The following is a 13,984-nucleotide window of genomic DNA, read 5'->3' on the forward strand; positions in this document are numbered from 1 at the left end:
CCAGAGGGATCGGGGACGATCCGGAAGCGGTCGGAGGGAAGTCAGGGGCGGTCAGAACAGGGCGCTGTACGCGTTCAGCGCCGGTTGCCCGCCCAGGTGGGCATAGAGCACCGTCGAGTCCTTGGCGATCTCCGCCCTGCTGACCAGGTCGATCAGACCGGCCATCGACTTCCCCTCGTACACCGGGTCCGTGATCATGCCCTCGGTGCTCGCCGCGCGGCGCATCGCGTCGAGGGTGACCTCGTCCGGGACCCCGTACGTGCCACCGTGGTAGCGCTCGTCCAGTTCCACGTCCGCGACGCCGATCTCCCGCCGCACACCGATCCGGCGGGCGGTGTCCGCCGCGATCCGGGCGATCTGCTCACGGGTGCGGCCCGGGTCGGCCGACGCGTCGATGCCCAGGACGCGCCGCTCTCGCCCACCGGCCTCGGCCAGCGCCGCGAACCCCGCGATCATCCCCGCCTGCGTCGACCCCGTCACCGAGCACACCACGACGGTGTCGAAGAAGACGCCCAGCTCACGTTCCTGCGCGGCGACCTCGTGCGCCCAGTTCGCGAAGCCGAGACCGCCCAGCGGATGGTCCGACGCGCCGGCCGGAATCGCGTAGGGCTTGCCGCCGGACTCCTCGACCTCCCGCAGCGCCTGCTCCCAGCTCTCCTTGAAGCCGATGCCGAAACCCGCCCGTACCAACCGGACGTCGGCGCCCGCGAGCCGGCTGATCAGGATGTTGCCGACCTTGTCGTACACCGCGTCCGGCCACTCGACCCAACTCTCCTGCACCAGCACGCACTTGAGTCCCGTATGCGCGGCGACGGCGGCGACCTGCCGGGTGTGGTTCGACTGCACCCCGCCGATCGACACCAGCGTGTCGCACCCCTGCGCGAGGGCGTCCGCCACGAGGTACTCCAGCTTGCGGGTCTTGTTCCCACCGAAGGCGATACCGGAGTTGCAGTCCTCCCGCTTCGCCCACAGCGACGCCCCGCCGAGCTGCCGGGTCAGCCGCTCCATGGGGTGCACCGGCGAGGGTCCGAACAGCAACGGATGACGGGTGTACGACTCAAGGGACTCAGACATACGGACGGCCTCCCGGGGCTGGGTTCACAGGGATGGGCATCAGGTGCGGATGTGGATCAAGGGTGGTCCGTGGTGCCGTCCGCCAGTTCCTCCAAGGCACGCCAGATCTCCGTCGTCACGGCGACCGCCCCCGCCACGTCCCCCACCCCGCACGCGTGGATCAACCGCTCGTGCAGATCCGCCGAGCGGCAGCTCACGGCGTCGCCGAAGCGCCGCCGCTCCAGCCGGCGGATGAGCGGCGTGTACCGGGCGATCGTCGCGGCGGCAGCGCGGTTGCCCGCGACCCGTACGAGGACGTCGTGCAGGGCGTCGTCCGCGCTCACCGCCGCGTCCACGTCCCCGGCACGGACCGCGGCGGCGAACCGTGTGTTGGCCGCCCGCATCGTCTCGACGTCGTCCGGCGCGAGGAGCGGTACGGCCGTACGCGCGACGAGTTCGTGCAGGGCGCGGACGACGGCCGCCGCGTGTCTGACCTCGGCGGCGACGAGGACCGTCACGCGCGTGTAGCTCTGCGGTTTGGTCTCCAGGAGGCCCTCGTCCACCAGCCGCGAGAACGCCTCACGGACCGGTGCGCGGGACAGCCCGAGTTCCTGGGCGAGTTCGGCGTCCCGCACGACCGTGCCGGGCGGGATGTCCCCGCTCACGATCGCGTCCCGGATCGCCTCGTACGCCTGGTCCCTCAGCAGGGTGCGGTGCACGGGCCGAATGGCTCCCATGAACTGAAATGTTAGATGTCAGCCCGCCCCGGAACAAGACCGGAACAAGACGGGAAACATCCCCGGGGACATCCCCGGGCCAGGACCGGGAACAAGATCGGAACAAGCCCACCCAGCGATGCAACCCAACGGCGCCCGGCAGGCGTCGCATTGATCGTCGGCCGTCGTTTCCGGTCGCCGCGCGACCGTTCGAGAAGGAGCCCGTTCATGGTGGAGTTGGGGGGCTTTCGGCTCGTGGCACCGCTCGGCGAGGGCGGGACGAGTCAGGTGCACCTCGCCCGGTCGGCGTCCGGGCGGCTCGTCGCCGTCAAGGTGGTGCGCGGGCACCTCGCCGCCGACGCCCGTTTCCGGGAGCGGTTCCGCCGCGAGGCCGAGGCGGCGCGGGCCATCGCGGGCCCTTTCACGGCGGCGGTCCTTGACGCGGACCCGGAGGCCGAACGCCCTTGGCTGGCCGTCGAGTTCTGTGCCGGGCCCTCGCTCTCGGAGGCGCTCACCGCACTGGGTCCGCTGGGCCCCGGCGACCTCGCCACGCTGGGCGCCGCCCTGGCCGAGGCGCTGGCCGCCGTACACGCGGCCGGTCTGGTGCACCGCGACCTGAAACCGGCGAACGTCGTCGTGACGGTGGACGGCCCGAAGGTCCTCGACTTCGGGATCGCCCGCCCGGTACCGGAGTCCCCGTCCGACGGGGAGCGGGCCGGTGACACCCTCACCGGTACCGGCGAGTTGATCGGCTCGCCCGGCTTCATGGCACCCGAACACATCACACGGGACGGTGAGACCGGCCCGCCGGCGGACGTGTTCGCGCTCGGCGCGCTCCTCGCGCTGTCGGCCACGGGCCGCAATCCGCACGGTTCCGGTTCGGCGCCCCAGGTGCTGTACCGCACGCTGCACGAGGAACCGGACCTGGTGGGCGTCGCCGACGCGGAGTGGACCGCCTTCCTCACCCGCTGCCTCGCCAAGGACCCGGCGGACCGCCCGACGGTCCAGGAGGTACTGGAGTGGTGCGCACCGCACGCGTCGGCGCCCTGGTGGGAACAGCCGTCGGTGACGACGCTCATCCGCCATTACGAGGACCAGGCGGACGAAGCGGTCCAGATGGCGGAGGAGGCGGACCGACACGACCCGACGGACGCGACGGACCCGACCGCCATGGGGACGCTCCTCCTGACTGACACACCGTCACATATCCGTCCCGAACCCCCCGTTGCCGCACCCTCACCCTCCCCCGACCCTCGCCCCACCCGCCGCGCCCTCCTCCGCTGGACCGGCGCCGGACTCGCCGTCGCCGCCACCGCCGTCACCACCACCGCCCTGGTCCTCACTCAGGACGACACGGACGGCTCGAACGACCAGGCGTCCGGCGCGAAACCGAACGCGTCGCCCACCCCCTGGAAGCGCGGCACCACCGTCTGGAGCAAGGAGGTCGGGGCCGTGGGGTACGGGGGCGCCGCCTTCCGCCTCGACGGCACGGCGCTGTACGTACGTGCCGACAGGACCCTCACCCGGTTCGACGCCCCTACCGGCGCGGTCGCCTGGAAGTACGAGGAGGTCGCGGACGTCGTCCCGCGCGGCGACACGGCGTACGTGCTCAAGAAGCCGCCGCTGTTCGACGCCGAGATCGTCGCCCTCGACGCGCGGACCGGGGCGGCACGGTGGCGTACGGCCTCACTGCTCCAGCACCCGGACCGGCCGCGCGCCTCGATGACGCAGGACACACATGTGGACGGCCGGCGGGTGACGCTCGCCGTGTCGCCGGAACGCGCCTGTCTGGTGACCTCCTGGTCGTACGGCACCGCATGGGCCCGGCGCACCGCGCAGCAGATGCCGTGGCGCGCGTACGGGTACGACCTGACCGCCGGCGAACCGCTCTGGTTTCACGAGGGCACGCCCGCCGAGGTCGTCGAAGTGGACTTCACGGAAGGGGAGTTCGGGCTCGCGATCAACTCCGGTGACCTGAAGGACGGTTCACCGACGGGACCACTGGTGCTGCTCCGGGAGCGGGACGGCAGGGTCGCCGGCCAGGTGGCGGGCGGCGCGGCACGGCCCGAGGTGCGGCCCGGCGCCCAAGGCACCGGCTACTACGCGGTGTCCGGTGCGGTCGAGGGCGTCGACCTGGCCACCGGGCGGGCCCGCTGGACGCACCGCGTGGACGACGCCCGGGTCACGTCCACGGCACACGGCGGCCTGGTGCACTTCGCGACGTACGACACGGTCGGCGCGCTCGACGCGACGAACGGACGGGTGCGCTGGCGGCGCGACGACGTGGCACGGCTGGACGATTCCGACGTACCGCCGCTGGTCGCCGACGGGCTGCTGTACGCGGCCGGGCCCGACCCCGATGCGGTACCCGACACCGCGTCAGGAGGTAGGCCCACATGGGGAGTTCACGCACTGGACGCGGACACGGGTGAGCTGGTGTGGGCGGCGCCCGTGGAACGGCTGGCGAAGGTGACCGCGACGGCGGGCGGCGGTCTGGTCCATGTCCTCACGAACAGCACCCTGACGACGCTGAGCGGACCGGCGACGACATGAGCGGGACCGCCTCCCCCGCCGGTGAGCCGCTGCTGCCCGGGGATCCCGAGCGGCTCGGCGGACACCGGCTGCTCGGGCGGCTCGGCGCGGGCGGCATGGGGCAGGTGTATCTCGGGCGCAGTCCCGGTGGGCGGCTCGTCGCGGTGAAGACGGTGCACGAACACCTCGCCGCCGACCCGCACTTCAGGGAACGGTTCCGCCGTGAGGCGGCGGCGGCGCGGGCGGTGACCGGGGCGTTCACGGCCGCCGTCGTGGACGCCGATCCGCGGGCGGCGGTGCCGTGGCTGGCGACGGCCTATCTGCCCGGGGTCACACTGCGCCGCGCGGTGTCCCTGACGGGCCCGCTCCCGCCCGCCGCCGTACGGGCGCTGGGCGGCGCGCTCGCCGAGGCACTGCGGAGCATCCACACGGCCGGTCTGGTGCATCGCGATCTGAAACCGTCGAACGTGCTGGTCACCGGTGACGGACCCCGCGTCATCGACTTCGGTATCGCGCGCGGTGCCGGTGACCGTCCGGGGCTGACCGGGACGGGCGACATGATCGGGACGCCCGGGTACATGGCGCCCGAGCAGATCGTCGAGGGCCTGCCGGTGTCCCCGGCGACGGACGTCTTCGCGCTGGGCGCGGTACTCGCGTACACGGCGTCCGGACGCGCCCCGTTCGGGCCGGGCAACGCGGCCGTGCTGCTGTACCGGGCGGTGAACGACGCCCCCGACCTCACGGACGTACCGGAGGAGTACGGGCTGCGGGAGCTGATCGCGGACTGTCTGCACAAGTCACCGGAGCGGCGCCCCGATCCGGAGGCGGTACTGCGCCGCACGGCGGACCGGGCGGCGCCCCTGTGGTGGCGTACGGAACCGCTGCGGTCGCTGGTGACGGGCGCCGGACACATACAGCCACCGGCCGAACCGAAATCAGAACCGGCGCCCGAACCCGAGCCGGAAGCCGTCCGCAGGCGCCGGTTCGCCATAGATCCGGCACGCTCCGACCGCCGCGCCACCCTGGCCCGCCGAGCCCTCCTCCTCACCGCCCTCGGCGGTCTCACCGGGCTGATCGTGTACAGCACCCGACTCCCCGACGCCGGCAAAGGCGGTGACGACGTCCCGGACTGGACCGTCCGGCAGGGCTCGACGGCCCCTGGTGCGAAGCGCTGGACGCTGACGGCGACGAGCGGCGCGATCGACGGGATGCTCGTCACCGAATCCGGTGTGGTGCTGCACGGCACGGAGGGCATCGGCTCCGTCGACGGCACGGTGCAGGCCCGCGCGGCGGAGCGCGGCGACCGGCTCTGGCGTACGGAGGCGTCCACGGCGGCACCCACGGCGTGGGGTGTCAGCGAGGGTTTCCTGACGGCGGGCGATGTCGGGGTGCCCGCACGGGACGCGACCACCGGGCGCGAGCCGAAGACCACGGACCAACTGCCGTCCACGCTCCAATGGTTCACGGTCGTGGGGACCACCCTGATCTGCCAGTACGAGGGCAGCACGGACTCCGCCAAGAACGTGACACACGCGGTGGCCCTGCGGTCGGGCGAACGCGCCTGGCAGGACACCGACGCCATCGAGTGGCAGGCGCCCGCCGTGCTCGGCGACCACCTGTTCCTGACGTACGAGTTGGGCGGCAGGCGCCCGCGCCCGCGCTGCGTCGGCGCCTACGACGGGCGCACCCGCTGGGAGTACGACGGTACGGAGGCGGCGCCGCTGCTCGTGGGCGGCATAGCCCGGAACCGTTTCGCGCTGCTCACCGACGACGGGCTCCTGCACGTCATCGACACGGACGACGGCAGCGCGGTCCGGCGGCCACGGAAGCTGGGCGTGCCGGTGTCCCCCGGCTCGACGGCCCTCGACCGTCTGGGCACCGTCGGACTCCTCCTGTCCGGGAAAGACCTGTACGGCCTGGACCCCGACACGGGCGCGGTGGTCTGGAACCGTCCGGCGCTCGGCCTCGACGCCTGCTGGACCCCCCGGCCCGGGGGGCGCCGGACCTGTGTGGGCGCGGGTGGTCTGCTGCTGCATTGGTCGTCGGACCGCACCCTGGAGGCGATCGAGCCGTCCACCGGCCGCCGGCGCTGGACGGTACCGGACCTCGGTGACGGTCCCGCCCAGTGCCCGCCGGTGGTCGAGGGCGACACGGTGTACGCGGCGGCGGGCAGCGAGGTCGTCGCCCTTCGCCTGACCGACCGGAAGGAACGGGGCCGCTGGCCCCTGAACGCCCCGATCACCGCCCTGACCGCCGACACGCGCGGCCCGTACACCCTGACGGGCCGCGCAACCGTCCACGCGCACAACAAGAGGTGAGGGCCTCAGCGGGAGCGTTGCCTCTTCCACGGGCCCCTGATCGCCAGCATGATGCCCGGTTCCTGGATGTTCGCGTACAGGGTGCCGCCGTCCGGCGAGAAGGTGACTCCCGTGAACTCGGAGTACTCCGGCTCCGCCTCGGTGCCCTGGTTGAGTTCGTTGCGGGCGATCGGGTACGTACGGCCACTGTCCGTCGCGCCGAACAGGTGCTGCACCCCGGCGCCGTCCTCGGCGATGACGAGGCCGCCGTACGGTGAGACGGTGATGTTGTCGGGGCCGTCGAAGGCGCCGTCGCGCTCCGGGTCCGGGTTCACGCCGAGCAGCACCTTCAGGGTGAGGGTGCGTCGCTTCGGGTCGTAGAACCAGACCTGCCCGTCGTGCTGTACGGGACTCTCGTCGCGCGCGTAGGACGACACGATGTACGCGCCGCCGTCGCCCCACCACATGCCTTCGAGCTTGCGGGCCCGCGTGACCCGGCCGTCCGTGAACTGCTTGCGTACGGAGACGGTCCGGGCGTCCCGGTCGGGCACGTCCACCCAGTCGACGCCGTACACCGTGCCGATCCGGGTGGCGCGCGACAGGTCGTCCACGAACCGGCCGCCGGAGTCGTAGCACTGGGGCGCCTGGAGGATCCCGGCGTCGTCGGCGAGGGTGCGCAGCTTCCCGCGACCGTGTTGGAAGCCCTTCGGCGGGGTCCAGCGGTACAGCAGTCCGTTGGGCTCGTCGGCGTCCTCGGTGAGGTAGAGGTGGCCGCGCCGGGGGTCGACCACGACGGCCTCGTGCGCGTACCGGCCGAGCGCCTTGATCGGCCGCGGGTCCCGGTTGGCGCGGCGGTCTTCGGGGTCGACCTCGAAGACGTAGCCGTGGTCCTCGGTCATGCCGTTCTTGCCGGCCTTGTCCTCGGTCTCCTCGCAGGTGAGCCAGGTGCCCCAGGGCGTCGACCCGCCGGCGCAGTTGGTGGCGGTGCCCGCGATGCCGACCCACTCGGCGACCTGGCCGCCGGGCCGGATCTCGACCACCGTGCAGCCACCGGAAGCGGCCGGGTCGTAGACGAGGCCGTCGGCGAGCGGCACGGGGTGCGGCCAGTTGGCCCGGGGGCCCTTCAGCTCATGGTTGTTGACGAGCAGTGTCGTCCCGCGCGGCCCGGCGAAGGCGGCGGTGCCGTCATGGTTCGACGGTGTGCTCTCGCCGGACTCCAGCTTCGTCTTGCCGCTGTGGGTGATGATCCGGTACGAGAATCCGGCGGGCAGCGCGAGGATGCCGGCCAGGTCGGGGACGAGGGGGCCGTAGCCGGCGCCGTCGTGGTGGTGGCGGTCCGATGAACCGTCCGCGCCCTCGTGGGCGGTCTCGGTGTCCTGCGAGGCGAGGGCGCCGGGGGCGGTGGCGAGGACGCCGGTGCTGCCCGCCAGCGCGACACCGGCACCGGTGAGCGCGGATCGTCGGGCGAAGTCCCTGCGGGTGAGCGACATGCTGTCTCCTGGGAGGCGCGAACGACGGGGCGAAGTCCGGGCATCACAGTGCCGCGTCCGGCTGAACGCCGGTTGAACTCCTCGCCTACCGGGGGTGGCTTTCCACCCGCACGCCGCAAGCCGCACTCCCCGCTCGGACCGGCAGTCCCGGGGTCACCCCCCTTGCTGGGAGCGCGCCTTGAAGGCCGCCTTACGGGCCCGCTTCGCGATCGACTTGTCCGGGTGCAGGCGGCCCATCGTCTCCAGGACGTCCGGTGTCGCCGGGTGCTCCACCCGCCAGGCCGCGTCGAAGAACCCGCTGTGCTGCGCCGCGAGACCCTCGACCAGGGCCTGAAGCTCCTCCGAGTTGCCCTCGGCGGCGAGCTGCGCGGCGATCGTGTCGACGGTCAGCCAGAACACCAGCTCCTCGGACGGCGGCGGTACGTCCGTCGCCCCCTGCTCGGCCAGCCACACCCGGGCCAGACCGCCCAACTCCGCGTCGTCCAGGACCTCGCGCAGCGCCGGTTCCGCGTCGGCGCCGACCAGCGAGAGTGCCTGCTGGCAGCGGAGCCTTCGCAGCGGGGCGCCCGGGTCGCCGCCGCGTGCGGCGGCCAGCAACTCCCGTGCTCCGGCGAGGTGTTCGCGGCGGGTGAGCCACTCCTCGATCTCCGCCTGGGCGGCGCGCTGCGGGAACGCGGCGGTGCCGTCGAGCAGCGCGTCGGCGCCCTTGTCCGCGAGGTCCCCCACGGCGGGCGCGTCGACGCCTGCCTCCAGCATCCGCGCGCGCACCCCGTACAGACCGAGCGGGGTGAGCCGGACCATGCCGTAGCGGCTGACGTCGGTGTCGTCGGCGTCGGCGTCGGCGGGGTCGGCGAAGTCCTCGTCCGCGTCGGCCATGAGTGCCTCGTCCACCGGCTGGAACTCGACGAGCCCGACGGGTGCGAGCAGCCGGAACTGGTCGTCGAGCCGCATCATCGCGTCCGACACCTGCTCCAGGATGTCGTCGGTGGGCTCGCCCATGTCGTCGGGCACGATCATCGACGCGGCGAGCGCGGGCAGCGGCACCGGACCTTCGCCGGGGCCGTCCTCGCTGACGGTCAGCAGATAGAGGTTGCCGAGCACCCCCTCCAGGAACTCGGCCTCGGCCTCCGGATTCCAGTCCAGGCCGCCGAAGTCGACGGTTCCGTCCTCGCCCATGGCGTCGACCAGGCCGTCCAGGTCGGGCACGCTCGCGTCGGCGAGGACGGTGTCCAGGGCGCCCAGCCAGAGGGTGAGGACGTCCTGCGGGGAGCCGGAGGTGAGCAGCGCGAGGTCGGCGCCGGGCGTGACGGTGCCCTCCTCCTCGTCGGTGATCTCGACCAGGCCGGTGTCGACGGCGACCCGCCATGCCTCGCTCGCGTAGGCGGCGGCGTCGTCCTCGGTCCCGGCGCCGGCGTCCAGGAGCCCCAGCTCCACGGCCGCCACGGGCAGCTGCTCGTCCACCAGTTCGCCGCCCGCCCCGACCCGGGTGCCGGGTCCCGCCCAGCGGGCCAGGCGCACGGCACGGGAGAGCAGCGGGGCGGCCAGGGCGTCCCGGGCCAGCTCCGCTTCGGAGTGCAGCCGCACCGGGGGCAGGGGGGAGCTGTCTGACATCGGCTGGTTCTCCTCCGGAGGTACGTGGCGGCGTCGACGGCTCAGCCTAGACGGATTTGGACCCATGCCGCCCGGTTCATGTACCCGTCAAGCGCAGTACACCCTCCAGACCTTGACAACGCCCGTGCGCACCGAAGAGATTGACGCGCGTAGATAACGCCGACGGCCGAGGTCGAGCCCCCCACCTCCGCCACCGCCGGCCCCACTCCGCCCCCGGAGGGAACCCCCTTGCCCAGCAGGACCTCGTATCGTCTCGCCGCGCTCACCGTCGCCGCCGTCTGCACCACCGTGACCACCGTGGTGCTCACCTCGACCGCCCAGGCGGACGAGATCCGTATCCATGACATCCAGGGCACCACCCGGATATCCCCCTTCGCGGGCAAGCCGGTCGCGGACGTCCCGGGCATCGTGACCGGGGTGCGGACCTACGGCTCGTCCAAGGGCTTCTGGTTCCAGGACCCGAACCCGGACCGCGACCCCGCCACCAGCGAGGGGATCTTCGTCTTCACCAGTACGGCGCCGACCGTCGCCGTGGGTGACTCGGTGACGGTGTCCGGCACCGTGTCGGAGTTCACGCCGGGCGGTGCGGCCTCCGGCAATCAGTCGGTCACGCAGATCGGCAAGCCGGTCGTGACGGTCGTGTCCTCGGGCAACCCGCTGCCGAAGGCGGTCACCATCGACGCCCGTTCGGTACCGGACCGGTACGCGCCCGAGGGCGACCCGGCGGCCCAGGGTTCGGTGAACGGCCTCACGCTGAACCCCAAGAAGTACGCCCTGGACTACTACGAGTCCCTTGAGGGCATGAACGTGCGCGTCGGCACCTCGCGCGTGGTCACGGCGACGGACCCGTACGCCGAGCTGTGGGTGACGGTGAAGCCGGACGAGAACGACGCCCGGCGCGGCGGCACCGTCTACGGCTCGTACACCTCGCAGAACACCGGCCGGCTCCAGATCCAGTCGCTGGTCCCGACCACCGCCGAGCACCCCTTCCCCACGGCGAACGTCGGGGACGTCCTCAAGGGTGACACCGAAGGGCCCCTGGACTTCAGCCAGTTCGGCGGGTACACGCTGACCGCTCGGACGATGGGCACCGTCGTCGACAAGGGTCTGGCCCGCGAGACGACGAAGAAGCAGAAGAGCGGCGAGCTGGCCGTGGCGACGTACAACGTCGAGAACCTCGACCCGACCGACCCGCAGGAAAAGTTCGACAAGTTGGCGCGGGCCGTGGTCACGCACCTCCAGTCGCCGGACATCGTGGCCCTGGAGGAGATCCAGGACAACAACGGCGCGAAGGACGACGGTACGGTCGCCGCGGATGTGACCGTACAGAAGTTCCTCGACGCGATCGTGGCGCAGGGCGGCCCGAAGTACGCGTGGCGCTCGGTCGACCCGGTCAACGACCAGGACGGCGGCGAGCCGGGCGGCAACATCCGCCAGGTCTTCCTGTACAACCCGGACCGGGTTTCCTTCACGGACCGTCCGGGCGGCGGCGCCACCGACGCGACCGGGGTGACCTCGGCGCACGGCAAGGCGGCGCTGACGTACTCGCCGGGCCGGGTCAACCCCACGTCGGACGCCTGGAAGAACAGCCGTAAGCCGCTGGCCGGTGAGTTCGTCTTCCAGGGCCGCACGGTCTTCGTGATCGCCAACCACTTCGCGTCCAAGGGCGGCGACCAGGCGCTGACCTCGCACATCCAGCCGCCGAACCGGATCTCCGAGGTCCAGCGGCACCTTCAGGCGAAGGAGCTGAACACCTTCGTCAAGGACATCCTCAAGGTGCAGCGTGACGCGGATGTCATCGCGCTCGGCGACATCAACGACTTCGAGTTCTCCGGCACGGCCAGCCTCCTGGAGGACGGCGGCGCGCTCTGGTCGGCCATCAAGTCGCTGCCGAAGAGCGAGCGGTACACGTACGACTACCAGGGCAACAGCCAGGTGCTCGACCAGATCCTGGTGAGCCCGTCGATACGCAAGGGCGCCTACGCCTACGACAGCGTGCACATCAACGCCGAGTTCGCGGCGCAGGACAGCGACCACGACCCGCAGGTGCTGCGCTTCCGTCCGTAGGTCCCTCGCGGCTGAACGGCACACTGCGGCCTCCGTCCCGGACGGAGGCCGCAGTGATGTTCCCGGGGTTCAGGAACGATCAGGCGAAGACCTTCTCCAACCAGCCCTGCCAGGCGCTGTCACTCTCGCGCGCGCCCGCGCCGGCACCTGTGTCCGGCGCGAAGTCATGGACGGCGACACCGACCGGAGCGCCCCAGTGGTTGCGGCCGAAGAAGCGGTACATGGCGTCGTCGGTGCGCAGGCCGATGAAGTACGGGTCGCGGTAGTCGACCACGGCGTCCAGGACGCGCCCGTCGGGCCCCTGGGCGAGGACGCGGGTGCCCTCGCCGGCGTCGTCGGACAGGCCGAGCGCCCGTGCGACGGCGTCGAAGGCGTCGGCGGCGGTGGACGCGGCGGGCCCGTTGACCGAGGTGTACGCGGCGGGGCGGCCCGTGAAGTGCGTGAGGTACTGGGTCAGGGTGTGCAGATAGAAGGTGGTGTGCTTGTTGGCGCCGTCGTACTGGTTGTCCCAGTCGTCGGTGAGGATGCCGCTGTGCACATAGCGCACCCAGGCGTGCCGTCCGCCGTCGCGGGGCTCGATCGTCTGGTCGAGTTGGTTGAGCGACTGGCCCGGCATGTCGTCGCTCTCCACGCGCGTGGTGAAGCGGTGCGGCGGGTCCCATGCGGTGACGACCCCGCCCTCGGGCGTCGCGCCGCCCTGGCGCGGCTCGAACTCCATGGGCCACAGCCAGCCCGCGGTGCCGGTGGTGATCGCCTCCCACACCTGCTGCGGTGTGGCGTCGACCTCCAGTTCTCGGGCGATCTCGAATTCCTTGGACATGGCGGTTGCTCCTGTGACGTGTGCGGTGGGTCGGGATCGGGCGGGTGAGGTCGTCGGGCCGGGGTCAGCTCTCGGCGGTGGGCGCGTAGACGATGTGCTGGACGCCGCTGCCGAAGGACTCCGACGAGACGACCCGCAGCGAGGTCGTAACGAGGCCCTCGTGGAAGAGGCGCTGCCCTTTGCCGACGACGATCGGGTGGACGAGCAGATCGATCTCGTCCACGAGGTCCTCGGTGAGCAGGAACTGCACGAGCCGGGCACTGCCCATCACGATGATGTTCTTGCCGTCCTGCTCCTTGAGGTCGCGGATCGCGTCGGCTATTCCGACGCTGTCGCCGGAGACGACGGTCGTGTTCTGCCAGTCGGCCTTCTCCAGCGTGGCGGAGACGACGTACTTGGCGATGCCGTTCATCTCGGCGGCCCCCGGCGCGTCGTCCGGCAGCTTGGGCCAGGCGGCGGCGAACCCGTCGTAGGTGGTGCGTCCGAGGAGGAGTCCGTCGGCGCCGCTCATCCAGCCCGCGACGACCCGCGTCATGTCGTCGTCGAAGTACGGGAAGTGCCACTCGTAGGGCGCCTCCACGACACCGTCGGCGGCGATGAACTCGGTGACGACGAGCTTCCTCATGACGACTCCTTCTCGGCTGCGCCGTCCGGCCCGGCGTCCGGCCCGGCGTCCGGTGCGAGGGCGGGTGGAGCGAGTGGGGCGGACACGGGTTCCGCGGCGACCTGGGTCTCCGCCTTGACCTTGGGGTGGACGGCGATGACGATCCGGTGGTCCCGGCCGCCCTCCGCCGTACCGTCGTGGTACTTGCGGATCAGCGCGCCCACGCCCTGCGTCAGTTCGTCGATGAACGCGGCCCGGTCGGCGGCGGACGCGAAGCGCACCTCGCCGTCGAGCGCGTACGTCGCGAGCCGCTTGCGGGCCCTGGTGGCGCCGGTGATCAGGGTGCCGACGTCCTGCACCAGGCGGGCGGCCACGGAGAGCAGCCACCGCGCCGAGAGCTGGTCGCGGGCGCGGTCCGGGTCGGGCTGCACGGGGCCGAGCGCCCCGGGCGAGATCACATACGACGCCGCGGTGGCCCGCATCAGCCGCTCGGTGACATTGCCCTTCCTGCGCTCCCCCGCCAACTCGACCAGGCCGTGCCGCTCCAGCGCCTTCAGGTGGTAGTTCACCTTCTGCCGGGGCAGTCCGACTTTCGGTGCCAGCATGGCGGCCGACGCCGGGCCCGCCGCCAGCTCCGCCAGGAGGCGGGCCCTCGTCGGGTCCAGTGAGACGGCTGCCGCCGCCGGGTCCTCGATCACGGTCACGTCCAACATGGCTTCACCCTCTCACCGAAAACTTTTTTTGTCCAGACGGTTGGAGTCGTCGGTGAGTGACGGATGGGTCGTCGGTAAGTC

The 13,984-nt window shown here is 71.9% G+C and carries 10 protein-coding genes; 3 read left to right on the plus strand and 7 right to left on the minus strand.

What is annotated here, in order from left to right; genetic code table 11:
* Positions 1-51: 51 nt before the first annotated feature.
* On the minus strand, positions 52-1,074 hold the full coding sequence (locus ACFVT5_RS23325; protein ID WP_389891135.1) for a 1-aminocyclopropane-1-carboxylate deaminase: 1,023 nt from the start codon (positions 1,072-1,074) through the stop codon (positions 52-54).
* 56 nt (positions 1,075-1,130) lie between these two features.
* Entirely contained in the window at positions 1,131-1,790 is a 660-nt protein-coding gene (locus ACFVT5_RS23330) for a GntR family transcriptional regulator (RefSeq protein WP_389891138.1), read from the minus strand.
* Positions 1,791-1,997: 207 nt separating this feature from the next.
* Here ACFVT5_RS23330 and ACFVT5_RS23335 point away from each other — a divergent pair, with 207 nt between their 5' ends.
* On the plus strand, positions 1,998-4,322 hold the full coding sequence (locus tag ACFVT5_RS23335; protein WP_389891141.1) for a protein kinase: 2,325 nt from the start codon (positions 1,998-2,000) through the stop codon (positions 4,320-4,322).
* Positions 4,319-6,619, plus strand: coding sequence for a PQQ-binding-like beta-propeller repeat protein (locus ACFVT5_RS23340; protein WP_389891143.1), 2,301 nt, complete (start codon positions 4,319-4,321; stop codon positions 6,617-6,619). Before ACFVT5_RS23335 ends, ACFVT5_RS23340 begins: the two co-directional genes overlap by 4 nt.
* A gap of 5 nt (positions 6,620-6,624) precedes the next feature.
* Here ACFVT5_RS23340 and ACFVT5_RS23345 read toward each other — a convergent pair whose 3' ends face one another.
* Positions 6,625-8,088 carry an alkaline phosphatase PhoX gene (locus tag ACFVT5_RS23345; protein WP_389891146.1) on the minus strand — a complete coding sequence of 488 codons (1,464 nt, stop codon included), beginning with the start codon at positions 8,086-8,088 and terminating at the stop codon, positions 6,625-6,627.
* 153 nt (positions 8,089-8,241) lie between these two features.
* Positions 8,242-9,699, minus strand: a complete 1,458-nt coding sequence (locus ACFVT5_RS23350) for a hypothetical protein (protein WP_389891148.1) — start codon at positions 9,697-9,699, stop codon at positions 8,242-8,244.
* Between the two features lie 228 nt (positions 9,700-9,927).
* Between ACFVT5_RS23350 and ACFVT5_RS23355 the strand changes: the two genes are divergently transcribed.
* Entirely contained in the window at positions 9,928-11,766 is a 1,839-nt protein-coding gene (locus tag ACFVT5_RS23355) for an endonuclease/exonuclease/phosphatase family protein (RefSeq protein ID WP_389891151.1), read from the plus strand.
* Positions 11,767-11,845: 79 nt separating this feature from the next.
* Here ACFVT5_RS23355 and ACFVT5_RS23360 read toward each other — a convergent pair whose 3' ends face one another.
* The 3 genes from ACFVT5_RS23360 to ACFVT5_RS23370 form a co-directional block, all read right to left on the minus strand.
* Positions 11,846-12,586, minus strand: coding sequence for an SRPBCC domain-containing protein (locus ACFVT5_RS23360; protein WP_389891153.1), 741 nt, complete (start codon positions 12,584-12,586; stop codon positions 11,846-11,848).
* Between the two features lie 64 nt (positions 12,587-12,650).
* Positions 12,651-13,211, minus strand: a complete 561-nt coding sequence (locus ACFVT5_RS23365; protein ID WP_389891156.1) for a dihydrofolate reductase family protein — start codon at positions 13,209-13,211, stop codon at positions 12,651-12,653.
* Positions 13,208-13,903 (minus strand): ArsR/SmtB family transcription factor, encoded by a 696-nt coding sequence (locus ACFVT5_RS23370; RefSeq protein ID WP_389891159.1) that lies wholly within the window; start codon positions 13,901-13,903, stop codon positions 13,208-13,210. Before ACFVT5_RS23370 ends, ACFVT5_RS23365 begins: the two co-directional genes overlap by 4 nt.
* Positions 13,904-13,984 lie beyond the last annotated feature (81 nt).

Origin of the sequence: Streptomyces sp. NPDC058001 (genome assembly GCF_042886315.1) — a bacterium.
Lineage (GTDB): Bacteria > Actinomycetota > Actinomycetes > Streptomycetales > Streptomycetaceae > Streptomyces.